The 25,912-nt window shown below is 69.0% G+C and carries 19 protein-coding genes and 1 pseudogene; 7 read left to right on the top strand and 13 right to left on the bottom strand.

The genetic code is table 11. The features are described 5' to 3' along the window. Positions 1 to 19: 19 nt before the first annotated feature. Together ACFZDE_RS17255 and ACFZDE_RS17250 are read right to left on the bottom strand one after the other, a co-directional pair. A complete protein-coding gene (locus ACFZDE_RS17255) occupies positions 20 to 1,012 on the bottom strand; it encodes a zinc-binding dehydrogenase (RefSeq protein ID WP_391200468.1) in 993 nt (330 codons plus the stop codon). Between the two features lie 90 nt (positions 1,013 to 1,102). After that, positions 1,103 to 1,714, bottom strand: a complete 612-nt coding sequence (locus ACFZDE_RS17250; protein WP_391200467.1) for a TetR family transcriptional regulator — start codon at positions 1,712 to 1,714, stop codon at positions 1,103 to 1,105. Positions 1,715 to 2,816: 1,102 nt separating this feature from the next. Here ACFZDE_RS17250 and ACFZDE_RS17245 point away from each other — a divergent pair. Together ACFZDE_RS17245 and ACFZDE_RS17240 are read left to right on the top strand one after the other, a co-directional pair. Next, entirely contained in the window at positions 2,817 to 3,113 is a 297-nt protein-coding gene (locus ACFZDE_RS17245; protein WP_391200466.1) for a DUF3040 domain-containing protein, read from the top strand. Positions 3,114 to 3,149: 36 nt separating this feature from the next. Continuing rightward, positions 3,150 to 4,676: a potassium/proton antiporter gene (locus ACFZDE_RS17240; RefSeq protein WP_391200465.1), complete on the top strand. Its 1,527-nt coding sequence runs from the start codon at positions 3,150 to 3,152 to the stop codon at positions 4,674 to 4,676. A 296-nt stretch (positions 4,677 to 4,972) separates the two neighbouring features. Here ACFZDE_RS17240 and ACFZDE_RS17235 read toward each other — a convergent pair. After that, positions 4,973 to 5,191 (bottom strand): annotated as a pseudogene (locus ACFZDE_RS17235) (integrase core domain-containing protein); the annotation flags it as partial. 472 nt (positions 5,192 to 5,663) lie between these two features. On the opposite strand from ACFZDE_RS17235, the gene ACFZDE_RS17230 reads away from it, so the two are divergent. Further along, positions 5,664 to 6,071, top strand: a complete 408-nt coding sequence (locus ACFZDE_RS17230; protein WP_391200463.1) for a transposase — start codon at positions 5,664 to 5,666, stop codon at positions 6,069 to 6,071. A 156-nt stretch (positions 6,072 to 6,227) separates the two neighbouring features. Here the strand turns inward: ACFZDE_RS17230 and ACFZDE_RS17225 are convergent, their stop codons facing one another. From ACFZDE_RS17225 to ACFZDE_RS17210, 4 genes are read right to left on the bottom strand one after another with little or no spacing between them, the layout of a single operon-like run. Then, positions 6,228 to 8,264 carry a beta-galactosidase gene (locus ACFZDE_RS17225; RefSeq protein WP_391200461.1) on the bottom strand — a complete coding sequence of 679 codons (2,037 nt, stop codon included), beginning with the start codon at positions 8,262 to 8,264 and terminating at the stop codon, positions 6,228 to 6,230. A 49-nt stretch (positions 8,265 to 8,313) separates the two neighbouring features. Then, positions 8,314 to 9,201, bottom strand: coding sequence for an ABC transporter permease subunit (locus ACFZDE_RS17220; RefSeq protein ID WP_391200460.1), 888 nt, complete (start codon positions 9,199 to 9,201; stop codon positions 8,314 to 8,316). After that, on the bottom strand, positions 9,198 to 10,220 hold the full coding sequence (locus ACFZDE_RS17215; protein ID WP_391200459.1) for an ABC transporter permease subunit: 1,023 nt from the start codon (positions 10,218 to 10,220) through the stop codon (positions 9,198 to 9,200). Before ACFZDE_RS17215 ends, ACFZDE_RS17220 begins: the two co-directional genes overlap by 4 nt. After that, positions 10,217 to 11,527: an extracellular solute-binding protein gene (locus ACFZDE_RS17210; RefSeq protein WP_391200458.1), complete on the bottom strand. Its 1,311-nt coding sequence runs from the start codon at positions 11,525 to 11,527 to the stop codon at positions 10,217 to 10,219. The genes ACFZDE_RS17215 and ACFZDE_RS17210 overlap by 4 nt, the downstream gene beginning before the upstream one ends. A 493-nt stretch (positions 11,528 to 12,020) precedes the next feature. On the opposite strand from ACFZDE_RS17210, the gene ACFZDE_RS17205 reads away from it, so the two are divergent. Together ACFZDE_RS17205 and ACFZDE_RS17200 are read left to right on the top strand one after the other, a co-directional pair. Next, positions 12,021 to 13,085 carry a substrate-binding domain-containing protein gene (locus ACFZDE_RS17205; RefSeq protein ID WP_391200457.1) on the top strand — a complete coding sequence of 355 codons (1,065 nt, stop codon included), beginning with the start codon at positions 12,021 to 12,023 and terminating at the stop codon, positions 13,083 to 13,085. A gap of 264 nt (positions 13,086 to 13,349) precedes the next feature. After that, the gene (locus ACFZDE_RS17200; protein WP_391200456.1) at positions 13,350 to 15,407 is read left to right on the top strand and encodes an RICIN domain-containing protein; all 2,058 of its coding nucleotides are present in this window, start codon (positions 13,350 to 13,352) and stop codon (positions 15,405 to 15,407) included. A 483-nt stretch (positions 15,408 to 15,890) separates the two neighbouring features. On the opposite strand, the gene ACFZDE_RS17195 is transcribed toward ACFZDE_RS17200, so the two are convergent. Further along, positions 15,891 to 16,130, bottom strand: coding sequence for a hypothetical protein (locus ACFZDE_RS17195; protein ID WP_391200455.1), 240 nt, complete (start codon positions 16,128 to 16,130; stop codon positions 15,891 to 15,893). A 308-nt stretch (positions 16,131 to 16,438) separates the two neighbouring features. On the opposite strand from ACFZDE_RS17195, the gene ACFZDE_RS17190 reads away from it, so the two are divergent. Then, complete coding sequence (locus tag ACFZDE_RS17190) at positions 16,439 to 17,509, top strand: 2,4-dienoyl-CoA reductase (RefSeq protein WP_391200527.1); 1,071 nt, start codon at positions 16,439 to 16,441, stop codon at positions 17,507 to 17,509. Between the two features lie 338 nt (positions 17,510 to 17,847). Here the strand turns inward: ACFZDE_RS17190 and ACFZDE_RS17185 are convergent, their stop codons facing one another. The 5 genes from ACFZDE_RS17185 to ACFZDE_RS17165 all read right to left on the bottom strand — a co-directional run bounded on the left by ACFZDE_RS17185 (position 17,848) and on the right by ACFZDE_RS17165 (position 24,916). Continuing rightward, positions 17,848 to 18,420, bottom strand: a complete 573-nt coding sequence (locus ACFZDE_RS17185; protein ID WP_391200454.1) for a TetR family transcriptional regulator — start codon at positions 18,418 to 18,420, stop codon at positions 17,848 to 17,850. Positions 18,421 to 18,493: 73 nt separating this feature from the next. Further along, positions 18,494 to 19,282, bottom strand: coding sequence for an alpha/beta fold hydrolase (locus ACFZDE_RS17180; protein ID WP_391200453.1), 789 nt, complete (start codon positions 19,280 to 19,282; stop codon positions 18,494 to 18,496). After that, entirely contained in the window at positions 19,279 to 20,871 is a 1,593-nt protein-coding gene (locus ACFZDE_RS17175) for a family 43 glycosylhydrolase (protein WP_391200452.1), read from the bottom strand. The genes ACFZDE_RS17180 and ACFZDE_RS17175 overlap by 4 nt, the downstream gene beginning before the upstream one ends. 11 nt (positions 20,872 to 20,882) lie before the next feature. After that, positions 20,883 to 22,031, bottom strand: a complete 1,149-nt coding sequence (locus tag ACFZDE_RS17170; protein WP_391200451.1) for an alginate lyase family protein — start codon at positions 22,029 to 22,031, stop codon at positions 20,883 to 20,885. Between the two features lie 86 nt (positions 22,032 to 22,117). Continuing rightward, entirely contained in the window at positions 22,118 to 24,916 is a 2,799-nt protein-coding gene (locus ACFZDE_RS17165) for a Tat pathway signal sequence domain protein (protein ID WP_391200450.1), read from the bottom strand. Between ACFZDE_RS17165 and ACFZDE_RS17160 the strand changes: the two genes are divergently transcribed. Further along, entirely contained in the window at positions 24,876 to 25,898 is a 1,023-nt protein-coding gene (locus ACFZDE_RS17160; RefSeq protein WP_391200449.1) for an extracellular solute-binding protein, read from the top strand. The genes ACFZDE_RS17165 and ACFZDE_RS17160 overlap by 41 nt on opposite strands. Positions 25,899 to 25,912: the final 14 nt, after the last annotated feature.

Raw genomic sequence — 25,912 nt, 5'->3', positions numbered from 1 at the left:
GAGGTGGTGTACGTACGGCTCAACGGCGTGCGAAGAGCTGGACCAGCTTGCCCCGCACCCGCCGGCCCGACAGTTCGGTCAGCGCGGCGGGCACGTCCTCCAGGGCGACGGTCCGGTTCAGCATCGGGTCCAGCCGTCCGTCGGCGGCCATGGAGAGCAACTCGGTGAGCATCGTCGACAGCTGCCCGCGCGCTCGTTCGTCGCCGACCGTGTACGCGGCGCCGAGGGCGATCTCGTGGAGGGAGGGCGCCATGGAGAACGGCGGCACCACGCCGAGGTCGGGGCGTCCCGCGATCGCGGCGAGGCGGCCACCGTGCACCAGCAGACCCAGGTTGCTGGTGGCCGAGTCCGGGCCCACGGTGTCGACCACGGCGTCCACACCCCGGCCCTCGGTCACCTCCCGTACGCGGGAAGCAACATCCTCGGTGCGGTGGTCGACGACGACTTCCGCACCGAGACCCCGCACGTACGCGGCGTTGCCGGCGGACGCGGTGGACAGCACCCGTGCTCCGGCCATCGCGGCCAGCTGGACCGCGAAGCCGCCGACTCCCCCGGCACCGCCGGTGACGAGGACGGTGTCCTCCGCGGTGACGTGCAGTCGGCGTACCACCGCCTGGTAGGCCGTCATGCCGGCCGAGGGCAGGGCGGCGGCGACGGCCGGATCGAGGCCCGCCGGAACCGGCGCCAGGACCTGGGCGTCCGCCAGGGCGTACTCGGCGAAGCCGCCGCGTTCGCGGATGTCGGCGTGGAACGCCACGCGCTGCCGCGTACGGACGTTCGTCACGCCTGCGCCGAGCTCGTCCACGATGCCCACGACGTCCAGCCCCAGTACGGCGGGCCAGGTCCATTCCGGGATGCCGTGGGCGGCACGCTGGTAGTCCGACGGGTTCAGTCCGCAGGCCTCCACTCTGATCCGAACCTGCCCAGGCCCAGGCCCGGGGTCGGGGACCGGCAGGTCCGCCATCCGCAGGGTGTCGCAGGGACCGGGCTGGTCGAGAACCAGGGCGCGCATAGAGGGGTTTGCTCCTGAGTTGTCGTCATGGGGGGCCGGGGACAGGCACGTGGGTCAGAGGCCGGGTGGCGGTGGGCGGCGTCCCACGAGTCAGTCGGAGACCACGTCACGCAGCCGGGCGCAGGTGGTGCGGTAGACGTCGACCAGCTCGGCGTCGCCCTCCGGGGCCCGTGAGGCCCACTCGTCGAACGTGACGCGCAGGGTGACGCTCACGGTCTCGAGCAGCATCCGGACCCCGAGGTCCACGGTCTCGGTGCCGGTGGCGTCCGCCAGTAGGCCCTGGAACCGTCGACACTGTCCGGCCTCCCACCCCAATGCCGCGCTGCGCAGGGCCGTGTCCCGCATGAGCAGGCCGCGGACCCGCCGTATGCGGCCCAGCACGTTGGCCCCGTCGGTGCTCAGATCACCCAGGGCTGCGGCGATGACCTCCTCGATGTCGCGAAGGTTCAAGGGTCTGACCTCGGCACCGCCCAGGCGGGCGACGAGAGCGGACTCGAAGGCGCGGTGCGATCCCAGCACCGCGTCCTCCTTCGTCGCGAAGTACCGGAAGAAGGTGCTCTGCGAGACACCGGCCGCCCGCGCGATCTCGAGCACGGTCGTGTGCTCGCACCCCTGTCTCTCGAACAGGTCGAGGGCGGCGTCCTCGATCTCGGCCTGGGTTTCCAGGCGACGTCGTTCCCGTAGATCCGGCTTGGCAGTCACAACCATGACGGTAGCAGGTACTGAATCGAGAGGTACATCAGAGATGGGAGTGACTGTCATGTGGGCGGAGGGTGTCGGCAATACCGCGCGCGACGGGTCAGAAAGCGGCAAGTCGCGAGGCTTCCCGCGCAGAGTGATCCGGTGGAGCGGAGCTCGGTGCACTCCCCACCGCGTGGCCCGTGTCGCCGACCGTCTCCAGGAGCACGGCGGTTCGCCCACTCCCCGGTCAGCACGCGGGCGGCATCTGGTAGTTCGTCCTCAAGGGGAGTTCGCGTGGGCGGCGTTAGGGAAGGCCACCGGACTCGCGTGACGGTCCTGGCGGCCCCTACATCAACGGCCCCAGTGGCACCCAGGACGCGTCCGGGCTGAAGGTGACCCTGCCCTCCTCGGCACCGTTCTCCGCCCCCATGTACCACTGAAGTTGACGTTCGCCGGCCAGATCCCCGTCCTGCGGCCCGTCGACGGCGCCCTGGACTTCACCGACGTGAACTACGCCGGTACCTCCACCGCGGCGACGGACAGTACAACATCGTCAACCGCACTACGGGCAAGCTCCTGGACAGCGGCGGCAACGTTCCCGAGGGCTCCGACACCAAGCAGACGACTTGACCTCCAACTGAAAAGAGACGCAAATCAGGCCCTGACGCCGCAGCCGAGCATCGCACTCGGTTCGGTGTGCAGAACTCGAACTCCTCCTCCGTCTCAGCCGCCGCACCCGTCGCGATCCCGTCCCTCACCCCGGCAGCGTCCCGCCTGCCCTGGCCAGGCCGCCCAACCCCTGGGCTTACCCGCAGTACATCCTGCGGGACACGGGAAATGGGTGCGGCGCCCGATGGCGAACATCTGTGCACTCAGGACAGGCTAGAAGCACAGGAGGAAACACCGGTCACTATCGCGTACCGCCTACTCCAGGCATACAGGCGAAGGCGATGGGTCGGAATCACGCGCTACGGCCCGGCATGTCGGCGGCGACCGGATGGACCGCCCTTGTATCCATGAGCTCATCGGCTGGTTGCCGGATGAGGAGGAAGCAGGTGACACGCGCAGCGACTGTCTACCGATCGTTCGACACGCGCATCGGCCGCGACCCCCGGGAGGAGCCATGGCCGGGTTCAATGAGGAGTCGCTCCAGGGCATCGCTGAGCAACTGCAGCGCGAAGATCCCCGCCTCGCGCGTGCACTGTCCGACGACCGCTTTGCCAGTGCGGCGCGCCGCAGGCACCGCCACTGGTCGGCCTGGGCCACGCTGGCGCTCACTGCCGCAGCTCTGGCCCTTGGCATTGCGCTGCCGGACGGCCTGCTCATCGCCACCGGTCTGGTCCTGGCCGGGGTCACCGCCAACCTGTTCGACCCCTTGCCGTCCAGGCCCCAGTCCTCCCGCCTGCGGTCCTTGCGATAGGAAGTCCCACTCGTTGCCTGGCGCGGGGACGGCCAGGTGACGCTCTCCGAGCTGTACCTGGCACTGCTGGTAGCCGGCACGGTGCTGCTGGCCGGCATCGCCGCTGCCCGTGCCGCGGACCGCATCGGTCTTCCGAGTCTGCTGCTGTTCCTGGCGCTGGGCGTGATCATCGGTGAGGACGTCATCGGTGTGCACTTCGACGACGCCCAGCTGGCGCAGGTGCTGGGCAACGCGGCGCTCGCCGTCATCCTCGTAGAGGGCGGGCTGACCACCCAGTGGTCGGAGCTTCGACGGCTCGTGGCACCCGCGGGGGTCCTGGCCACCGTGGGCGTGGTGGTCTCGGTGCTGGTCACCGCGAGCGGGGTGCACTGGCTGCTCGGACTGGACTGGCACCTGGCGCTCCTGCTGGGGGCGATCGTCTCCTCCACCGACGCGGCCGCGACCTTCGCAGTGCTGCGCTCGCTTCCACTGCCGCGGAGGCTCACCAGCCTGGTGGAAGCCGAATCGGGATTCAATGACGCACCCGCGATCATCCTCGTGACGGTCTTCTCCACCACCGCCGCCGACCTGCCACCCAGCCCTGCTTACATCACTGCCAACGTCGTGTACCAGTTCGTCGTCGGGGGGCTGCTGGGTGCAGCCCTGGGATGGCTCGGGGTAGTTGCACTCAAGCGCATCGCCTTGCCCGCCACCGGCCTGTATCCACTGGCCACCGTCGCCTTCGGCATCATCGCCTTCGCCGCGGCCGGAGTCGTGAACGCCAGCGGCATCATCGCCGCCTACCTGTCCGGGCTGGTGCTGGGCAATGCGAAGCTCCCCCACCGCGCCGCCACCCGCTCCTTCGCCGAAGGCGCCGGCTGGCTTGCTCAGATCGGCCTGTTCGTCATGCTCGGCTTGCTCGTCAATCCCAGTGAACTGCCCGCCGCGGTGCTGCCCGCGGCAGTGGCGGGACTGGTACTGCTGCTCGCCGCCCGGCCCGTATCCGTCCTGCTGTGCCTGCTGTCCTTCCCCCTCTCCTGGCGCGAGCAAGGCTTCATCTCCTGGGCCGGACTGCGCGGAGCCGTCCCGATCGTCCTGGCCACCTACCCCGTCGTCGCCGGCGTCAGCGGTGCCGATGACCTGCTCGGCATCGTCTTCCTCCTGGTCGTCCTGTTCACCTTGATCCAAGGCCCCGCCCTGCCCCGCGTCGCCCGCCTGCTCGGCCTGACCCAAACTGACGCCCTGCGCGACGTCCAAGTCGAGACAGCCCCACTGGACGTCCTCGACGCCGACCTGCTCACCGTCGCCATCCCGCCAGGCTCACGCCTGCACGGCGTCGCCGTGTTCGAGCTACGGCTACCGCGCCCCACCGTGGTCAACCTCATCATCCGCGACGACACCACCCTCGTTCCGCAACCCGACACCGTGCTCCAAGCCGGCGACGAACTCCTCCTGATCACCACCGCCGAGAGCCGGGAAGCCACTGAGCGGCGGCTGCGCGCCATCGGACGACGCGGAAAACTCGCCCGCTGGCTGGGCGAACACGGCAATCCCGAGCCACCCGAGCAGATCGCCAACGAGTGAGTTCGGCGACGGCATCAGAAAAATCCATCGAGAACCGGCCCTGTTGCAGGATGCGAACGCCACATCCGACGGCTGGGACGGTGACGGACTCTGCGGACGCTGGGGTGGCGGGAATGGTAGTCGGTGGCGAACCCGCGGCCCCCGATCAGTCGGACTCCGGGATCTTCAGAACGTTGGCCTCGGTGATCACCACGCCGCCCTAGCAGGAAAGCGGGCGTCCGCGCTGGGCGGCAGTACCGAGAGCGCTCGCAGACACGCACGCCTTGCGGAACTGCTACAAGACGGCAGGCCGAGCGCTAAGTGTATTGACCTGAAGCGTTGTTCACACAGCTGATGGGTGGCTGGCCGCCGAGTGCGGTGTGGCAGCGGTGGTGGTTGCAGGTGTGCAGGAAGTCTGCCAGAGCTGTGGTGCGTTCGGTGTTGCTGGTGTAGGGGCGTAGGTAGGCCCATCCGTCGAGCAGGGTGCGGTTGAAGCGTTCGACCTTGCCGTTGGTCTGCGGCCGGTAGACGCGGGTACAGGCCGCGGTTCGTCTACCCGGACGAGGACCGGCTCGGTGTGGGCGGCCGCGGGAGCGACTTCGGTCAGGCGCCGGTTGCCGCCGGCAAGGATCTCGCCGCCCTGGGCCTGGACACGGGCCAAGGCGTCGTGTCGGCGATGTCGCGGTGCACTATGAGGCGTCACAGAGGCTTGGCCATATCGCTAACTCACTCGCCCTCCTCGTGCCACATCGTTGTGCCGTCGGCCCGAGGAACGCCCCGCTGTCCGCTCCGTTAGCGACCGCACAAGGCGCGCACATCTCAATCAGCAGCCAGGGCGCCCCGGAGAGCAGGACGGCCACTCCTCGCTAGCCACCACTGGCAGGCCCTACTCAGCCACATCCCGCCCTCCCGGGCTGCACAAGACCTTACGGACCTCAATGCTCAGGCCGCGCGACGACCGCACTCGGCAGGGGCCACACCGGAGTACCGCCAGAACGAGATCCCGGCGTGCCGAAGATCGTAGGGCCGCTTGACCAGCTTGGAGGCGCGTTCTGTACGGGTCAGGACGTACTTCTGTGCCCGCGCCCACGTTGCGCCATCGGGGGCTCGGGGCGGATCTCACTGGTCGGCACGGTGTGCGCCAGGGCGGGCGAGCGGACCCGGCTGGTCTACCGGATGCTGGTGCACCATCCCGGCCGCCTCAGTGAGAAGCGCGGTTTCAGGGAACGCGACTTCGCCCGGCCCCTGGACGCCGCTCATCAGCAGCTCGGCGGGAACCCCGTCCTGGTCGGGGACAACTCCAGCCATCACAAGGACGCGTTGATGCGCGAGTTATTGGCCGCCCGGGATCGGTGGCTGGCCGTCTTCCGGCTGCCGGCGAATGCCCCGGACCTGAACCCGGCCGAATGCGTGTGAGCGAACCTCAAATGATCTGGGCAACCTCGCGGCCCGTACCCTCGATGCGTTCATCACCGAGACCGGCCGCACCCTGGCCCCACCATGGACATCACTCCGAAGCGAAAACCAGTGGTGCCCGAGGGGAGACCGCCACACGGAGCAACCTCAGATGCCTCACCCGCCACTCGGTTCGCGCGTCGCCTCGCGGACGACTGCGACGCCGCCTTCGGGGACGGTGACGGAGTCCACGACCGGTTTGCCGGTGAGGAGTTCGACCCCTTCGGCGGGGATCTCGGCGCCCTTGCCGGCGTGGTCGATCAGGAAGAGGTAGTCGGCCTCCGCGCCCCGCCGCCGCACCACCTCGACGCCGACTGGTACGTCGTGCTCCGAGCGCACTCCGGCCTCCTCTCGGATGCGGTTCAGGACGGCGGCCAGGGTGGTGGGGTCCGGATGGGTGGCGATGTACCAGGCGGTGCCGCTTCCGTACGTGTGGCGGGTGATGGCCGGGACGCCGGCCAAAGGTCCGTCCGCGTACGTGGCGACGGCCTCCGCTCCGGTGAGCCGGAGGCGTTCGGTCCACAGGTCGGCGGTCGCGTCCTGCGGGACCTGGCCGCCCAGGCCGACCGACTGTCCGGGCAGCAGGGGGAACGGCTCGTCGCCGTGCACCCCGAGGACCTTCCGGAACGCGCCCGGGTAACCGCCCAGGCGTACATGGCAGTTCTCGTCCACCGCACCGCTGTGGAAGCCCACGGCGAGGGTGCCGCTGTGCTCGACGAACGCCGCAAGGTTGCTCGCTCCCGCGTCGTCGACCAGGTACAGGCTGGGGGCCAGGACGAGCCGGTAGCGGTCGAGGTCCGGGCTGTCGGGACGTACGAAGTCGACCGCCACGCCGGCCTTCCACAGCGGTGTGTACCAGTCCCTCACCAGGTCCTGGAAGCGGAGTTCGCTGCTGGGCTGGGAGGGCAGCTCCATGGCCCAGCGGGCGTTCCAGTCCCAGACGATGGCGACCTTGGCGGGGCTGGTGCTGCCGCCTACTTCGGCGAGGGCCCGCAGATCGGCGCCGAGCCGCACGACGTCCTGCCAGATCTGGCTGTCGGTGCCCGCGTGCGGAAGCATCGCCGAGTGCCACTGCTCGGCGCCCGCCTTCGCGGCGCGCCACTGGAAGTAGGCGATGCCGTCGGCGCCGTGCGCGACGTGGGCGAGTGCGTTGCGGCGCATCTCACCGGGCCGCTTGGCCCGGTTGACGGGCTGCCAGTTGATGGCTCCCGTGGAGTGTTCCATCAGCAGCCAGGGCCGCCCGCCGGCCAGGGAACGGACCAGGTCGCCGCAGAGCGCGATGTCGATCTCCGACTCCGGGTCGGTGGCGAGCAGGTAGTGGTCGTTGGAGACGATGTCCAGCTCGGGAGCCCAGCGCCAGTAGTCCATGGCGTCGAAGTTGTGCATCACCATGAAGTTGGTGGTGGCGGGGATGTGAGGGGCGGCTCGGCGGAGCTCGTCGCGTTCGGCGGTGAACAGCGACAGCAGTTCGTCCGAGCAGAAGCGGCGCCAGTCCAGCCGGTGGGTGGGGTTGGGATCGGCGCCGGTGGCGCGGGGCGGGATGATCTCCTCCCAGTCGTAGTACCACTGGCTCCAGAAGGTGGTGCCCCAGGCGTGGTTGAGCGCGTCCAGGTCGTTGCCGTACATCGCCTTCAGCCAGCGCCGGAAGGCAGCCGCGCTGGTGTCGCAGAAGCACTCCGCGTTGTGGCAGCCGTACTCGTTGTGGACGTGCCACATCGCGACGGCCGGGTGGTCGGCGTACCGCTCGGCCAGCGCACCCGCGATACGCAGCGCGGCCGTGCGGTAGGCCGGGCTGGACGGGCAGAAGGTCTGGCGGCTGCCGTACGACAGCGTGCGGCCGTCGCGGTCGACCGGCAGTGCCTCCGGGTGGGCCCGGAAGAACCAGGCGGGCGGGCAGGCCGTCGGGGTGGCGAGGTCGGCGGCGATGCCGTTCTCGTGGAGGAGGTCGAGGATCTTGTCCATGCGGGAGAAGTCGTAGACGCCCTCCGCGGGCTCCAACAGGGCCCACGAGAAGATGCCGACGCTGACCATGGTCACCCCGGCCTCGCGCATCAGGGCCATGTCCTCGGCCCACACCTCCTCGGGCCACTGCTCGGGGTTGTAGTCGCCGCCGTAGGCGATTCCGGGCAGGCGGAGACGGCGTTCGGTGGTCACTGGTGGTACTCCGGGAAGTGTGGGGACGGAAACGAGGAGGAGGCGTGCTTCAGCCCTTGTTGGCGCCCAGCGTGAGACCGCTGACGAACTGGCGCTGGAGCACGAAGTACACGATCAGAGTGGGGATCGCGGTGAGCAGGGCGCCGGCGGCGACCAGGTTGGGGTCGGTGAAGTACTGGCCGGAGAGGTTGTTCAGCGCCGAGGTGATCGGCATGTTCTCGCCGGTGGAGATCAGCACCAGCGCCCAGAAGAAGTCGTTGTAGATCCAGATGGACAGCAACGTCGCCAGGGCAGCCATCGCCGGCTTGCACAGCGGCAGCACGATCTGCCAGTACAGGCGCCACACCGAGGCGCCGTCGACCAGTGCGGCCTCGGTCAACTCGTGCGGCAGCGAGCGCATGTAGTTGGCCAGCACGAACGCGCAGAACCCGGACTGGAACGCCACATGGATCAGCACCAGGCCCAGCGCGGAGTCGTACAGCTTGCCGCTCATGGTGATGCCGGGCAGGTCGATCAGCAGGTACAGGCGGTACAGCGGGGTGATGATGACCTGCTGCGGCAGCAGGTTGCCGGCCGTGAACACCAGGAGCAGGAAGAGGTTGACCCGGAAGTCGAAGCGGCTGACGTAGAAGGCCACACACGACGACAGGAACAGCGTCAGCAGCACCGCCGGGATCGCCACCAGCAGCGTGTTCCCGAAGTAGTGCAGCATGTCCGACTGTTCGAACGCGTTGGTGAAGTTGTCGAGACTCAGCTTGTCGGGCCAGGACACATAGCCCTTGGTGCTGGTCTCGGCGTACGGCCGCATCGCCGCGTACATCGCCCACAGCAGGGGCGCCAGCCAAGCCAGCGCGGCACCGGCGAGGAAGAGGTGCAGCAGGATCCGGGCGGGGCGGACGGGGGTGCGCTGCTTTCCGAGCGCGCTCACGGTGCTCATGCGCGCCGCTCCTTCCGGAAGGTCGCGATCAGGTACGGGATGATCACGGCGAGCGAGATCAACAGCAGGACCACGGCGATCGCCGAGCCGTATCCGATCCGGCTGGACTCGCCGATGATGTTGTTGGTGACCAGGATCGACAGCAGTTCCGTGCCCTCGGCGCCCTTGTTGAAGACGAAGACCAGGTCGAAGGCGCGCAGCGCCTCGATGATCGTCACGACCAGGACGATGGTGTTGGTGGGGCGCAGGGTGGGGAAGATGACGTTCCTGAACGTCTGCCACTCGTTTGCGCCGTCCAGCGAGGACGCCTCCCGCAGGGCCGGGTCGACGCCCTTCAGACCCGCCAGGTACAGGATCATCATGTAGCCGGTGTGCCGCCAGGAGGCGGCGATGAGCACGGACCACAGATTGAGGTCCGGGTCACCGATCCAGTCGATGTAGTGGCCGGGCTCGTTCGCACCGATGATGCTGTTGATCAGGCCAGTGTCGGGGTTGTAGATCAGCTGCCAGACGAACCCGATGACCGCCATCGACAGCACGACGGGCAGGAAGAATGCGGTCTGGTACACCTTGCTGAACCGGATCTTCTTGTCCAGTTGCACGGCCAGGAACAGGCCCAGCGGAGTCGGGATCATGATGAGCACGACGAACCAGACGACGTTGTGCTCGACCGCCGGCCAGAACTGCGGGTTGTTGGTGAACAGCTCCTTGAAGTTGTCCAGGCCGACCCACTTGATGGAGTCGAAGCCGATGCCGTCCCAGGTGGTGAAGGCCAGCGCGATCGAGGCGAGAGCGGTGAGCCAGACGAGCATGACGTGCAGGATCGTCGGCACCCCGGCCATCAGGCCGAGCGTGGTGCGGTCCCGTCGGGTGAGCAGCCGTCGGTGGCCCAAGGGGGCCCGCGGCCGCTTGGTCTGATTCTTGGTCACATTCTTCGGGTTGCCCGGGGGCAGCACTTCGGCCGCCCCCGGGGTGTTGGTGGTGCCGGTCCCGGTACCGGTGTTCGTGGTGGCGGTCATGCGGACGCGAAGATCGTCTTCTTCTGGCGCTCGATCGACGTCAGCAGGCTGTCGACGCCCTTGGGGTCACGGACGAACTTCTGCAGGGCCGGCTGCATCACCGTGGAGGTGAAGTCCGGGCGGCTGTCGCGGTCCATGAACTGGGTGAGGTGCTTGGCGCCGGCGATCGTCGCGTACGCCTTCTTCTGCAGCGCGGTGTACGAGGAGGTGTCGGCCTTGTTGGACGCCGCGACCAGGCTCGAGTCGGACTTCAGGTAGATCTCCTCGGCCTCCGGGGTGCCCAGGAACTCCAGGAGCTTGAGCGCGCCGGCCTTGTTCTTCGGAGCCTTGGAGAGCATGAAGCCGTCGGTGGGGGCCTCGACGGTGTCCTGCCCGTGCGCGGAGTCGATCTCCGGGAAGGGGAAGAAGTCGAGGTCGTCCAGGTCGGCCTTGTTCGTGAACTGCTGCGCCACGAAGCTGCCGAACAGGTACATGCCCGCCTTCTTCGAGATCAGCGTCTGGGCGGCGTCCTGCCAGGTGCGTCCGACCGCGCCCTCCTGGTGGTAGGGGAGGATCTCGGCCCAGTGGTCGAAGGCGGTGCGGACCTTGGCATCCGTCCAGGACGCCTTGCCGGCCATCAGCTCGACGTGGAAATCGTAGCCGTTGGTACGGAAGTTGATCTGGTCGAAGGTGCCGAGCGCGGGCCAGGCGTCCTTGTCGCCGAAGGCGAACGGGATCAGGCCGTCCTTCTTCATCTGCTTGCACAGGGCGACGAGTTGGTCCCAGGTGGTGGGGACCTCGTAGCCGTACTTCTGGAAGACGCTCTTGCGGTAGAAGACGCCCCAGAGGGACGTGGAGATCGGCACGAAGTAGTACGTGCCGTCCGCGCCCTTGCTGAGCGCCTTCATCGCCTCGGGGAAATTGCCGCCGATCTTCTGCCACACGTCGTCGATCGGGGAGGCCAGGCCCTTGGCCGCGAAGAACTGCATGCGGTAGCCGGCGAACCAGTTGAACACGTCGTCCGGGGTGCCCTGGAGGTAGGAGTTGATCTGCTCCTGGAACGTGTTGTGGTCCTTGGTGTTCACGTCGACCGTGATCCCGGACTGCTTCGTGAACGCCGCGTAGATCTCGGCGAACGCCTTCTTCGGCACCGCGTCCGACGCGTTCGACCCGAGGCTGACGGTCTTCGGGTCGGATGCCGTGCCGTTGCCGCCGCAGGCGCTGAGCAGCGGTACGCCGGCGCCGAGGACGGCTGCGCCACCAATACCGCGCAGGACGGTGCGGCGGCTGGCGGCAGGCATGGGCCGGCCGAGGGAGGAAGAGTGCATTTCGGCTCCTGACAGGGCGGCCGTGCTCAGGCGGCACGTCGGCCCGCGGGGTGTGACGGGGAAGCGGTCGCCCACGCGACCAAGACTCAACACGATCGAACAAATCCGACCGGCGGTTGCGAGGAAGACTGAACGCTCCAGGGAGTCGCTGTCAAGCCCCTTCGACCCGAGCTCAGGGCTGACCGTACATGTCTGCAGGACGGCCGGCCTACCGCCGGAGGGGAACGACGACCGCGTTCCGCGAGCGGGACCGAGAGCGCGATTGTGCCGCTTGACCAGCAAATATACTCGCCGTACGTGCCCTTTCACGGCGGCTGCGACCCCCTTCGCCGACCGGCCGCCCTCCGACGAACCCGCATCCGCCCATCGGAATCGATACCGCCGGAACACTTGACGTACAGCTGTCGGCTACGTAGACATGACCACGCGGTCAGACCGCGTGGTCATACAGTTGACCTCCTTCTATGCAGACGTACGGCCGTCGGGAGACTTCATGGCAGCAGTGGTGGGACGGAGCGAGGGCTCCGCTGTGCCGCGCAGCGCGGACGTGGCCCGCCTGGCCGGGGTGTCGCGCAAGACGGTGTCCCGGGTCCTCAACAACGAGCCGTATGTCTCCGAGGAGGCCCGCACAAAGGTCCTCGCAGCCGCTGAGGAACTCGGCTACCGGCTGAACCAGGCGGCCAGGACACTGGTCTCCGGGCGTACCGGCTCGATCGGCGTGGTCGCCCTGGGCACCGCCGGGTACGGGACCGCTTCACTGCTCGTGCACGTCGAGCGGGCCGTGCGCGACGCGGGTTACGCGCTCCGTGTGGTCAACACGCCGGACGGCGACCCCGTGGGCATCGCGGGGGCGGTGGAGTCGCTGCTCGAGCAAGGGGTGGACGGCGTCATCGTCTCCGAACCCATCGTGGAAGGGGACGTCAGCGTCCGCGTCGACGTTCCCGTCCTCTTCCTGGGGGCACCGCCCGCTTTCACCGCCACCCGCACCGTGACCATGGGTGTGGGCGCACACGAACTGGCGCGGGCGGCCACCGAGCATCTGCTGGACCTGGGTCACGTGACCGTCCATCACCTCGCCGGCCCGCGGCGCTGGTACGCCACCAAGGACCGCATCGAGGGTTGGCGGGCGGCACTGGCGGCGCGTGGCGCGCACGAGCCGCCTCTGCTCAACGGTGACTGGTCGCCCGCCTCCGGGTATGCGGCGGGTCGCGAACTGGCCTCGGACAACTCGGTGACCGCGGTGTTCGCGGCGGGTGACGAGATGGCCATCGGCCTGATCCACGCCCTGCGTGAAGCAGGGCGTCGGGTGCCGGAGGAGATCAGTGTCGTCGGGTTCGACGGCAACCCGGTCTTCGCCTACGTCTCTCCGCCGCTGACCACCGTGCGTCAGCCCTTCGACGCCGCGGCGCGGCAGGGAGTCGGACTGCTCGTCCACGCCATCGAGAAGCCGGACACGGAACTGCCGCCGGCGATCGAGCCACCGGTCGAGCTCGTCGTCCGCGGCTCGACCGCACCGCCACCGTCCCACAAGGGCCAGAGCCCTTTGCACACCGCCTGAGCACCGCCCCGAGCAACCGGCCGACGCGGGGAACACGCCGCACGCACCGCGGCACCCCGCGCCCAACGGCCATCGATCCCGCAGCCGTCCCACCCCAGGGCTACCGCGCCGCCGTCCCATCACACGGCCGCTGACCATGCCCTCTTGTCGCGAGGTCACCCGGCCCTGCCGCCGACCGACCCGCCCCTGAACCCCGCCGCCCCCACCTGGTCATCCGGGGGCGGCGGGCCCGTAGAAAACCACGCCCCGCCATCGGAGCCGCACATGTCCCCCGCACGAACAGGCGCCAGACCCGGCGCCGCTCCGCGTTCCGTCCCCGCCACTCTCCTGTTCCTGCTGCTGGCCCTGGCCGTCGCGGCAGCGACGCTGGTCCTGCCCGGCGCGGGCAGGGCGGACGCCCTCTCCCGCCCCGCCCAGACGCTCTACACCCCGCCCTCCGACGCCCTCTCCCCCGGAAGCTACTACCCGCGGGCGATGCGCCTGCAGCACAACGGCACGGCCAACGGCACCCTGCTCGCCACGTTCGAGCAGTACCGCGTGGACATGCCCGTCTTCCCGATCTACCGCAGCACCGACAACGGCGTTTCCTGGACGAAGCTCTCCGAGGTCGCCGACACCCAGAACGGCTGGGGCATGCGCTGGCAGCCCGAGCTCTTCGAACTCCCCAAGGCGATGGGCGACTTCCCCGCCGGGACCATCCTGGCCGCAGGTGACTCGGTGCCCTACGACCGGTCCGGCAGCAAGATCGACCTGTACGCCAGCACCGACCGCGGCCAGAGCTGGACCTTCGTCACCAACATCGCCACCGGCGGTAAAGCCACTGACGTGAACGGCAACACCCCCGTGTGGGAACCGTTCTTCCTGGTCTCCGGCGACAAGCTCATCGTCTACTACTCCGACCAGCGCGACCCCGACCACGGGCAGAAGATCGTCCACCAGGTCTCCACGGACGTCCGCAACTGGGGCCCGGTCGTGGACGACGTGGCGATGCCCACCTACAGCCAGCGCCCCGGCATGCCGACCGTCGCCAGGATGCCCAACGGCAAATACATCATGACGTACGAGTTCGGCGGTTCCGCCGCGGGCAACTTCGCCGTCCACTACAAGATCTCCTCCGACCCGGAGGCGTTCGACTCCGTCACCGGCATCCCGCTGCGCACCACCGACGGCCTGGTTCCCCAGGGCACGCCCTACATCACCTGGCTGCCCACCGGCGGCCCCAACGGAACCCTCGTCACCACCGCCCACAGCAGTGACGACCTGTTCGTCAACACCCAGAACGGCGCCGCGGACACCTGGACGCGGATGCCCTCCAACGTCGGCGGCGGCTACAGCCGGGGTCTGCTTCCGCTGTCCGACGGCCACAGTCTGATGGTGTTCAGCGCGGGCTTCGGCGGCGACAACAAGCGCAACCCGGTCACCTACAGCACGGTCGACTTCGGCGGAAGCATCTCCGACGGCGCCACCTACACCATGACCAACGCGAACAGCGCCCTGAACCTCACCATCGCGGGCGGCTCCACCACCAACGGCACCACCGCCACCCAGCAGAGCCCCACCACTTCCACCAACCAGCAGTGGCGCTTCGAGCAGCAGTCCTCGGGCTACTTCAAGATCTTCAACGGCGCCAGCGGCAAGGTCCTCGGCGTCCAGAACCAGTCCAGTGCCAACGGCGCCGCCGTCCTGCAGTGGGATGACAACGGCACCCTCGACCACGAGTGGGCCGTCGCGCCCCACCCGGCCGGCGGGTACAGCATCACCAACCGCATCAGCGGCAAGTTCCTCGAAATCCCCAGCGCCTCCACCACCGTCGGCACCGCCGCCGTGCAGTGGAGCGGGACCACCTGCGGCTGCCAGCGCTGGAACCTCACCCAGACCGCCCTGCCGCCCCTGGGCACCGGCCAGTACGTCCTGGTGAACAAGAACAGCGGCAAGTACCTCGACATCCCGAACGGCTCCACCACCGCCGGCACCGCCGCGGGCCAGTGGCAGAACACGTTCTGCGCCTGCCAGCTCTTCACCTTCCAGTCCGCCGGCAGCGGCGCATGGAACATCAAGAACGCCAAGAGCAACCTCAACCTGGACATCCAAGGCTCCTCCAGTGCCGCGGGCGCGGCCATCGTCCAGAACACCGCCTCCAGCGCCGACTCCCAGAAGTGGACCCTCACCGACGCGGGCGGCGGCTACTTCAAACTCCGGAACGTGAACAGCACCCTCGTCGCCGGAGTCGCCCAGTCCTCCACCGCCAACGGGGCAGCAGTCATCCAGTGGGGCAGTGCCAGCCTCGACGACCAGCTCTGGAAGATCGTCCGCGTCAACTGACCGCTCCCACCATGCCATGACCAGGCGCGGGAACCGCCGGCGAAGCGGTTCCCGCGCCTGCCGTCCGTGCCGGCCGACCGGCCGCGGCGCGGCGCGGCCGACCGCTCCTCTCTACAGTGACCGATGTGAACTCCTGCCTGCGACGGACGACATCCCCACGACGCGAACCCGTCGGCAGGGCTGTCTGCGTGCGGTGGGTTTCACCACGCTGGTCCTGCTGGCCGCCGCGGACGTGCTCATCGCCGTCGCCAACGGCAAGACCCTCTGGCCGGTGCTCCTGCCCTGTCGCTCGGGCTCGTGGCCGTCCTGTGGCCCTCCGCCCGGCGGCCCGCGTGGCTCACCCCCCAGCTGCGGGCCGAGGTACCAGCAGGCGCTTCCCTGGCGTTGACCGCCGTGGCCGCGACGACCGAGCCCGTGCGGACACTCGGCCCCGGTGAAGTGGCGGTGCTGCTCTGCCTGTTGTTGATCGCCGTCCGTACCTGCTCACCACGGTCGGCGTTGCTGTGCGCCGTCCTCACGGGCGGGGCAACCGTTGTGCTGCCGCTGCGCTTCCACGATGTCATCGCCAAGGAAGACGCGCTGCTGTTCGCGCTGCCGTTGGCGCTGCTGACCGGTGTTTTCGCCGGCCTCGGCGGCTATCTGCGCTCCCTGGACCACGGACGCGGCGTCGCGGTCGCCGAGACCCGCCGCTCCGAGCGCCTCGCCATGGCGGCCGACCTGCACGACTTCGTCGCCCCTCCATGTCACCGGCATCCTGGTCCAGGCGCAGATGGCCCGCATGATGGTCGGCAGCGAACCAGATCGCCTGGACCCGGTCCTGGCGGGAATCGAGCACGCGGCGACCGAGGCGCTCGCCTCCGTGCGGCTGACCGTCGGTATCCTGCGCGGTGGCCCGCAGGGCACGGCCCGGCTGGAGCCGGGCGAGAGCCGCCCGGTGGGGGACCTGACAGCCCTCGCGGAGCTGGTCGACCGATTCGGCGGTCCGACCGGCTCGAAGGCCGAACTGCACCGCGACGCCTCAGTACCTTCGGATCTGCCCCACGACGTGCAGGCCGCCGAAGTCGGGCAACATCGTCATCGAAGACGAGCGCGATGTCGACGCCCTCTCACGCTGGGCCGGGACGGCCCGGGATGCCGGTGTTCCGATCTGGGCGCAGCTCAACCACCCCGGGCGCCAGACCAACCCCATGGCACTCGGACACACGCCGGTGGCACCCAGCCCGGTCGCACCGAAGCTGCCCGGAGCCAGGACGCCGCGCGAGCTGCGACCGGCGGAGATCGAGGAGATCATCGAGCGCTTCGCGACGGCCGCGGCCGTGTGCGAGCGAGCCGGCTTCAACGGCGTGGAGGTGCAAGGAGCCCACGGGTACCTCATCTCACAGTTCCTGTCACCGCTGTCCAACCGGCGCGACGACGACTGGGGCGGCGACCCCGAGCGGCGGATGCGTTTCGTCCTGGAGGTCGTCCGACGCATCCGTGCCCGCGTCGCACCCGGCTTCGCGGTGGCCGTCAAGCTCAACTCCGCGGACTTCCAGCGTGGCGGCTTCAGCGAGGACGAATCCCGCGCCGTACTGTCCGCGCTGGCCACCGAAGGCATCGACCTCATCGAGGTCAGCGGCGGTAGTTACGAGTCCAGGGCCATGAGCGGCGAGGCGGCACCCAGTACCAGGGCACGCGAGGCGTACTTCTTGGAGTACGCCCGTACCGTACGCGAACTCGTGGGCGACATCCCGCTCGCCGTCACGGGCGGATTCCGCACCCGCGAAAGCATGCGGCGAGCCGTACAGGCCGGTGAGTGCGACGTGGTCGGCATCGGCAGGCCGGCGATCACCACGCCGGACGCGGCCCGGCTCATCCTCGACGAGCGGGCCGAGATGCTCACCGCACACCAGATGCGCTACGGCATGAGAAGCATGCTCGGCAAAATCGCCGACATCAAGGCACTCGACGGGGCGCTGGACCTGAGTTGGCACACGGACCAGATGCATCGCCTGGGGAGCGGCCTGCTCCCCGACCTGAGTCGCGGTCAACTCGCCACCACCATTGCGATGGTGCGGAGAAACGGCCGTACCTCGTTCCGCTCCAAGCGAGGCGGGTCATGAGGACCTTCAGGCGTCGCCAAGTGGCCCGGTAGGACTTTGACTTCACGAACATTCCGAGAACCAGGAGAGGGAGATGATGCACGGTTCAAGCCGGAACGTGTCCCGGCTGCTGACCGACTCTGCGTCCCGGTACCCGGAGCGCACGGCGATCGTTCTCGGTGGGGAACCGGATCACCTACGCCGAATCGTCAAGCACCAGCTCTCCCCGACAACACGGCTCCCGATCGAGCAGCGGTTCGTCGCGGAGGCCGTAGTCGACCCGATGACGACTCTCAAAAGCGCGACGGGGCAGGCGGGGCCCCGGGAGGCCGACGCCCACGCGAGAGTCGTCGTCCTTCTCAGGCCATGAATGCCAGGGCGTTCTCGATTCCCCGTTCGAGGACGTCATCGGCGTCCTTCCGGTCGCTGAGGGCGCGGGACAGTTGCAGCGTCCCGACCATCATGGTGAAGAGCCCTATGGCCTGGCCGCGAGCCGATCGCGGATTCTCAGGGGCCAGGCGGGCGGAGATCTCTTCCACGATGGCCATCGCTCCATCGGCGTAGGCATGCTTGATCCCGTCCTCGCAGCGGCCGATCTCGCCGAGCAGTGCGGCGGAGGGGCATCCGGCATCCGAATGATCCCGGTGTTCGGGCGACAGATAGTCGCGGATGAAGTCCTCGAGTCCCTGACGTCCGGGCCGTAGCGTGCCGTACGTCGCGACCTGTGCGCGCAGTTGGTCTGCGACGACATTGGCGACGAGGTCTTCCTTGGACTTGAAGTGGGCGTAGAAGGCTCCGTTGGTGAGCCCGGCATCCGACATCAGCGTAGAGATGCCGGAGCCGTCGATGCCATCCTGCTTGAACCGATGGCCCGCCTTCTCGATGATCCGCTGCCGCGTCACCTGCTTGTGTTCCTTGGTGTAGCGCGCCACAGGCTTCCTCCATCGTCTCGCACGCGCACGACCCCAGGCCAAAGCCTGACGCACATAATATTATAACTGACAGCTAACGCGTCGCCCAGTCCTCCAACAGGCGCACTGTGCGTCCGACATGTTCCTCGTGCAGGTAGTGCCCGGTGTCAGGCCAGTGTTCGACGCGGGAGCCGGGGACATGCAGGGTGCCGCGTTCCCAGGTGGCCGCTTGCGCCGAGGTCCATACGGTGAGCGCGGGTTGGGTGCGCCGACGCAGATGCGCCTCGCTGTGCGGGCGGACGCCGACCGCGCCGGAGTCGGTGTACATGCCGGAGTACGCCTGGGCGATGACGTGGTCCGGGGTGCCGAGCATGGTGCGGACATGTGCCGTACGCAGTCCGGCCGGAGCGCCTGCCGGGAAGGCGCCGGCGATGAATTCGGCCGCGGCGCGCGCCCCGCGCTCCCGATACTCCGCCAGCCGGGCCGGGATCCCCTCGACTTCCGCGCCGTGCGCGCCGTGAGCCGGATCGAGGGCGACGACCGAGCGGACCAGCTCCGGATGCCGTACCGCGAGCAGGTTGACGACCTGGCCGCCCATGGAGTGGCCCACGGCGATCGCCGGCCCGGTGCCCAGGTGCCGGAGCAGCGCGGCGAGGTCGTCGGCCATCTCCGTCGGCGTGTTGCCCTCGTCGGGGACGTCCGACCGGCCGTGCCCGCGCAGGTCGGGGACGACCACGCGGAACCGGTCGGCCAGCGCCTCGGCGTGCGCGGACCACTCCCGGCCGTCTCCACCCCAGCCGTGCACCAGCAGCAGCGGGGCCGCCCGGTCGGGCCCGAATGCGGTGCAGAAGAGGTGGACGCGCTTCAGGTCGATGATCGTCATGCGCGAACGTCCTCAGAGGTCCGGTACGTGGCGTAGGCGAAGTCCGCGTGGACACCGGCGCCGTCCAGGTCCTGCACCCACAGTCCCAACATGGCGCCGGTGAAGCCGAGAACGCGCAACTGGCCGTCGTGGAACTCGTCGGCGTGCTCGTCGGACAGGACGGTGGCGTCGAGTTCGATCGGCAGCGCCTGAACTCCCCCACCGGTGTCGTACGAGAAGCGCAGGGCCGGCACGTCGAGTTCGGCGTGCAGGACGACCGGGCGTCCGGGCTTCAGCGGTACGGCCGGCTCGTGTGCGACGAGACGGCCGGCCTCGCAGCTCAGTGCCCGTAGGACCGGGGAGCCGTCGTCCTCGGCGGTGACGTACAGGTAGTGCCAGTTGCGGGTGTTGTAGTAGGCCGTCAGACCCGCCAGGTGGTCGGGGGTGCGAGGCGAGATGGTCAGGCTGGTCTCGAAGGAGCAGCGCGGGGCGGTCACCCGCCGGGCGAGCAGGCTGGGCGTGCGGCGGCCCACCGGCGACTGGCCGCCCCGGATGCGCAGCCGCCCCGGTGCCGGCTCGATCCAGTCGTCGCCGGCCGGGCGGCGCAGCGTGGACCAGTCGGGACCGAGGACGGGAGCGTCGAAGCAGTCGTTCGCCGGTGGTCCGGCGACGGGCGCCGGTGACAGCGCGGGTGCCGGTACCGCGACGGCGGGTACGGCTCCGGCGATGCGGGGCCAGCCGTCGTCGGTCCAGGTGACCGGCTGGAGCGCGGTCTCCCGGCCGAGCACGCACCGGCCCCGCTCCGTGTGGGGGCGGGCGGCGATGTGGGCGGCGTACCACTGCCCCGCCGCCGTCTCGACGAGGGAGCAGTGCCCGGCCTTCTGCAACTCAAGGGCCGGGTCGTGCCGGGACGTGAGCAGGGGGCCGGCCGGATCGGCTTCGTACGGTCCGAGCAGGTCGCGGGAGCGGGCCACGGCCGCGCCGTGTTCGTATCCGGTGCCGCCCTCCGCGTGCACCAGGTAGTACCAGCCGTCGCGCCGGTAGAGATGCGGGCCCTCGGCGACACCGACGGAGGTTCCGGTGGTGAGGGTGCGGGGTTCGCCGAGCAGAGCCCGGGTCTTGCGGTCGTACTCCTGGATCTCGATCCCGGCGAATCCCTTCCGGTCCGGACGCCAGTCGAACCGCATGTTCAGCAGCCAGCTGCGGCCGTCGTCGTCGTGGAACAGGGACACGTCGAAGCCCCGGCCGTGCAGCAGCACCGGGTCGGACCACGGTCCTTCGATCGAGGCGGCCGTGGTGACGTAGTTGGGGAGGTCCTTCCAGCCCTCGGCGTAGGTGTCGACGACGGTGAAGACGAGGTGGAACAGGCCGTCCGCGTACGACAGTCCGGGCGCCCAGATGCCCCCGGAGTCGGGGACGCCGGTGAGGTCGAGCAGGCGCCTGCTGTCCAGAACCCCGCCCAGCGACCGCCAGTCGACCAGGTCCCTGGAGTGGTGGATCCGGACGCCCGGGTACCACTCGAAGGTCGAGGTGGCGATGTAGAAGTCGGCGCCGACGCGGAGGATCACGGGGTCGGGTTCGAAGCCGCGCAGGACGGGGTTGTGGATCACGAAAGCTCCGCTCAGAGGGTGAACAGCAGGGTGCCGAAGCCCACGTGGTCACACTGGAACGCCGCGCCCTCCGGGCTGATGTTCCCGATGGCCGCGTACGTCCAGGGGGCGGGCAGGCTGCGGCGCTTGACGTAGTGGTTGAAGGCCATCTCGTAGATCGGGCGCAGGTTGCCGCGCTCGATGGTGGAGATGGAGTTGAACGTGAGTTGGCAGGAGCCCCAGACGGTGTACGGGACGTCGTTGCCGGTGTTGTACTTCGCCGTGTACTCGAAGCCGGCCAGCAGCCGGTTGGAGGAGGCGGAGTACAGGTCCTGGCCCTGGACCCAGGCGATCTCGCAGGCCTCGGCCATGCTGCCCAGGATGAGCTGGGTGTGGGCCTGGTCGCGGCCGCTGTCCACGCACTGGCCGGAGTCCCTGATCACCCGGCTGATCCTGCAGCAGTCGTGCAGGTGGAAGGCGTCGACGGCGGCGTTGTAGAGGGAGGTGTCGTTGCAGAACACTCCGAACGCCATCATCGCCTTGATGCAGTTGGTGCCCCAGCCCGCGTCGCCGAACGTCCTCACCAGGGGCACAAACACGTTCTTGAAGAGGTTCTCGGTGCGGGTGATCTCGGCCGCGGACCAGCTCCCCGCGGGGGCGGTGTACCGCATCAGCTCGGCCGCCGCCGCGAGTTTGAAACCGTAGATGGAGGCCGCGAGCTGGGCGTCCTTGCCGGTGATCGAGGTGAGGGTGGCGGACCATGCCTTGATGATCTGCAATGCCTTGGTGGCGTGGGCGGTGGTGCCCGTCAGGTTCCACATCAGGGCGTTCTGGTAGGCCGCGTTGCAGTCGTTCCAGAACTCCCAGTTGCCGATCTCGGTGGTGCCGCGGTCGATGGTCGCCAGCGGGCCCATCATGGCGTAGTTCGACTGCGAGTACCCGTTCGTCCTGAACACGTTCCAGCCGCTGAGCCAGGGCTCGGTGCCGGCCGCGATCCGGGTCTTCATCCGCTGGATGTCGGAGAGCTTGTGCAGCACCCCGGGGTGGATGAAGGAGGTCAGTGCGTCCGCGGTCGGGATCGCGGCGATCCCGGTGGCGGCCGCCGTGGTACCGACGGCGGTGATCTGCAGGAATCGGCGGCGGCTCGGGGACGCGGGCGTGGTGGGCTGTGACTCGGACATGCGTCTTCCTCTGTCACTCGACGTTGAGTGTTAGGGGGGTGGCAGATGAGGGGGAGCCGGGCGTCGGCCCGGCTCCCCCGGGGCGGTCAGCCGGCCGCGCGCCGGCCCCGGTACAGCACGAGCGTGCTGCGCGGGCCGACCTTGGGACGCTGTCCGGCGCCGATGTTCTCGCGGGTGGCGAGGTCGCGGGCGGGGCCGAAGTCCTGGCGGGCGGGCAGGGTGTACGTCCGGTCGGTGCTGGTGTTCATGGCGATCAGGTAGTCGCCGTACTCGCACAGATAGAACGGCGCGCGTCCGACGAGCATGGTCTCCACGCCCTCGAAGTGGACACCGAGCGCCGGGTCCGGGACGTCCGCGGGGACCGGGGCCAGGTGGTGGACGTCACCGGCCTGCGACTGGTGCAGGGTGTCGCCGGGCGGAGGGAAGCCGCCGGGCGGGATGTGCCCGGCCCCGGGGTCGTTGATCGCGTAGTCCCACAGGATCCAGTCGTTGACCGTGTACGTGTCGTCGGTGGCGCCGGCCGAGCGCTGGCGGATCGTCGCGGAGCGCTGGTCGGTGGAGGTGAGGTGGTGGATGCGGGCGTAGTCGTTGACGCCCTGCCGGGCGCGCCAGTACAGGGAGGCGAAGAGGAGTTCCTCGCCGTTCTTCACGGCCAGGACGCCGTTCTCCTCGTCGGTGAAGACGAAGTCGGGCCGGTCCCAGGCGGTGGGGATGCGCCCCGGGCGGGCCGGGAGGGCCTGGAAGGCGTCCCAGTCGCGGGAGACCAGGCGCAGCGCGGCGAGGCCGACGCGGGTCCAGGTGTGGTGGACGAGCAGGTCGAGCTGCCGGTAGAACTGCCCGTCGTCGACCATCTCCTGGGTCCAGCCGACGATGTCCGGGTCCTTGAACACCACCGCCGACATCAGCGGGTGCGAGTCCCAGGCCGTGCGGGAGGCGTAGGCGACCTCACCGGGGTAGACCTCGTTGCGCCAGCCGACGACCGTCTCGATGCGGGACACGCGGGCGCCCGTCTCGTCGACGTCGACCACCCGGAACCGCCCCCGAGCCTTGATGATCTTCACCATCTGCTCGCGCAGCTCCGGCGCCTCCTTGCCCCGGTATCCGCGCGTGACCGACTCGTACATCATGGCCAGCCAGTCGTGGACCTCGCCGTAGCTGCCCACATACCCCAGTTCGCGGGTCAGACCGGCCCGGCTGACCTGGTGGTAGCTCTCGCCGAGCGGCTTGGTGGGGTTGCCGTCCTCGTCCTCCTTGCCGAGGTAGGGCTTCATGCCGAGCGACTGGTACATGTAGTCGCGGGCCTTCTCCTCCGGCAGGGCGAGCTCCGGGGCGAGCAGGCCGAGGCCGCGGTTGGCCTGGTAGATGCCGATGGCGCAGATCTGCGACTGGTTGGTGTAGTGCGGGAAGTGCTGACGCCAGTAGTCCCGGCTCGACTTCAGCATGTCGATGTACGCGGCGCGCCGCACCGGCTGCTCGGGGGTGCCGGTGTCCGCGGGCGGGGTGACGGTCAGATCGTCGAACCAGGCGGTGCCCGGGCCGCTCAGCCGCAGATGGAACTCCACCTGGGTGGCACCGGCAGGCGTCTCCAGGTCGATGGAGACCTGCTCCCAGCCGTGGGTGCCGGTGGTGGCGTACTGCCGGTGGTCGCCGCCGACGAGCTTGCCGCTCGCGTCGAAGAACAGCGGGTCGATGTGGGCGCCCGTCCCGGTGACGCCGTCGGACCGGATCCAGGCGCCATAGGTGTACTTTCCCTTGCCGACCTGGAGCTTCGCCATGTTGTACGCCGTGACGAAACCGTTCGCCGCGGTGGCCGCCAGCTTCAGCGACGCGGATCCGGACCGGTTGACGGTGGTGTCCCGGGACCAGGAGGCGTCGGCGGTCTTCCCCCAGCCCGGCACCTCCCAGCCGGCGGGAGTGGCGGCGCCCTGCTCGAAGCCGGGGTTGCGCAGCTCGGTGGGCTTGATCAGGTCGACGGAGTCGAACCAGGCCGTGCCGGGGCCGGACAGGCGCAGGTGCATCTCCATCTGGGTGGCGCCGTCCGGGGTGTCCAGGTCTATGGAGACGTACTCCCAGCCGTGGGTGCCGGTGGTGGCGTACTGCCGGTGGTCGCCGCCGACGAGCTTGCCGCTCGCGTCGAAGAACAGCGGATCGATGTGGGCGCCGCTGCCGGTGACGCCGTCGGACCGGATCCAGGCGCCATAGGTGTACTTTCCCTTGCCCACGCGGGTCTTGGGCGAGTTGTACACGGTGATGAAGCCGTTCTCCGTGCTCGCCGCCACCTTGAGCGAGGCGGAGCCCGACCGGGAGACGGTGGTGTCCCGGGACCAGGAGGCGTCGGCGGTCTTCCCCCAACCCGGCACCTCCCAGCCCATGGGAGTGTCGCCGCCCTCCTCGAAACCGGGGTTGGAGATCTCGTACGGCGAGCCGGTCACCTTCTCGTCCAGGCGGTCGCCCAGGTGCTCCCAGAGCAGCGCCAGCACCAGCCCGACCCGGCCGAAGCCCTGCCACTGCTGGTCCGAGCCGGTCATCACGGTCGCGTCGTTCTTCCACGCCATGTACCGGCCGTCGAGCGCGCGCAGGACGCGGTCCAGCGCCGCCGGGCTGTGGTACGCGGGGCTGCCGGACCAGAGGTAGCCCTCGGCGAGCGACTGGAAGGCGAAGGCGTCCATGCCGGCGGGGTTAGCGCCGGTCAGATATTGCTTCTGGTCCTTGGCGACGCGTTGACGCACCGCCTCCAGGGTCTCGGGGCCCTCGACGGTACGGGCCTTCGGCACCGGCGCGGGGCCCTGCACCTCGCCCTTGGGCGGGACGAAGTACGGCTCGGTGTGGGTGTAAAGGCGGTAGATGCCCCGCGACGGTGCCGCCGACGGGCTACTGACCGACATCAGCGAGGTCGCGGCCAAGTACAGGGGCGCGTACACGGTCGCCGCGTGGAACGCGGTCAGCCCCGGCGGCACCACCTTCGGCATTCCGATGGGGTCGTCGCCGCTGTTCACCGCCTACCGCGCGGACCTGTTCCAGAAGTACGGGATCGAGGCCCCGAAGACCTGGGACGACCTGATCGCCGCCGGCAAGAAGGTCCAGGAGAAGGACGAGAACGTCAAGATCTACAACATGGCGGGCGAGGACCCGAGCACGCTGGTCGACCTGTCCTGGGAGGCCGGCGCCCAGTGGTACAAGGTGGACGGCGACCACTGGGTCGTTGACTTCACCTCTCCCGAGGCCCTCAGGGCCGGTGACATCGTCCAGCAGCTCGTCGACAGCGACCTCGCGTCCAACGCGTCGTACGCCGACCCGGGCGTCTTCAAGACCTGGGATCTCGGCAAGACCATCGCGATGACCACCTCGACCTGGCAGCTGCCGATCTACGACACCAACTTCCCCAAGTCCAAGGGCAAGTGGCAGCTCGCCGACTCGCCGGCCTTCGACATCGCCAAGCCGCGGACCTCCAGCAACTTCGACGCCACCGGCGTCCTCAAGGGCTGTAAGTACCCCGACCGCGCGGCCGAGTTCGCCGCCTGGCTGAGCAGCAGCAAGGAGTCACTGACGGCGCTCACCGACCCTGCCTCCAAGTCGGGCCTGTTCCCCGCGGTCAAGGACGTTTCGCCGTACGTCGACAAGATCATCCCGACCGGGATGTTCAACGGGAAGTCGGACAGCGCGCAGGTGATCACCACGGCGGCCTCGCGGGTCGGCGAGCAGTGGCAGTACGGCCCGAACTACGCGGCGATGTACTCAGAGATGCAGAAACAGTGGGGCAAGGTCATGAAGAAGCAGCTGACGGTCAAGGACATGCTGACCTCGCTGCAGAAGTGGACCGTGGACGACCTCAACCGCAAGGGCATCAAGGCCGTCGCCGGCAGCTGACCTCCCCTGTAGGC

The sequence above is a fragment of the Streptomyces sp. NPDC007929 genome, assembly GCF_042959065.1.
Taxonomy (GTDB): Bacteria; Actinomycetota; Actinomycetes; order Streptomycetales; family Streptomycetaceae; genus Streptomyces.
The sequence above is the reverse complement of the archived record's forward strand: the minus strand, read 5'-3'. Positions and strand labels throughout refer to the sequence as shown.

Coding starts and splice junctions, on each gene's coding strand:
- ACFZDE_RS17255 (WP_391200468.1), bottom strand. CDS start 1,012: ATGCGCGCCCTGGTTCTCGACCAGCCCGGTCCCTGCGACACCCTGCGG.
- ACFZDE_RS17245 (WP_391200466.1), top strand. CDS start 2,817: ATGGCCGGGTTCAATGAGGAGTCGCTCCAGGGCATCGCTGAGCAACTG.
- ACFZDE_RS17220 (WP_391200460.1), bottom strand. CDS start 9,201: ATGAGCACCGTGAGCGCGCTCGGAAAGCAGCGCACCCCCGTCCGCCCC.
- ACFZDE_RS17215 (WP_391200459.1), bottom strand. CDS start 10,220: ATGACCGCCACCACGAACACCGGTACCGGGACCGGCACCACCAACACC.
- ACFZDE_RS17210 (WP_391200458.1), bottom strand. CDS start 11,527: ATGCACTCTTCCTCCCTCGGCCGGCCCATGCCTGCCGCCAGCCGCCGC.
- ACFZDE_RS17205 (WP_391200457.1), top strand. CDS start 12,021: ATGGCAGCAGTGGTGGGACGGAGCGAGGGCTCCGCTGTGCCGCGCAGC.
- ACFZDE_RS17200 (WP_391200456.1), top strand. CDS start 13,350: ATGTCCCCCGCACGAACAGGCGCCAGACCCGGCGCCGCTCCGCGTTCC.
- ACFZDE_RS17180 (WP_391200453.1), bottom strand. CDS start 19,282: ATGACGATCATCGACCTGAAGCGCGTCCACCTCTTCTGCACCGCATTC.
- ACFZDE_RS17170 (WP_391200451.1), bottom strand. CDS start 22,031: ATGTCCGAGTCACAGCCCACCACGCCCGCGTCCCCGAGCCGCCGCCGA.
- ACFZDE_RS17160 (WP_391200449.1), top strand. CDS start 24,876: ATGCCCCGCGACGGTGCCGCCGACGGGCTACTGACCGACATCAGCGAG.
- ACFZDE_RS17165 (WP_391200450.1), bottom strand. CDS start 24,916: ATGTCGGTCAGTAGCCCGTCGGCGGCACCGTCGCGGGGCATCTACCGC.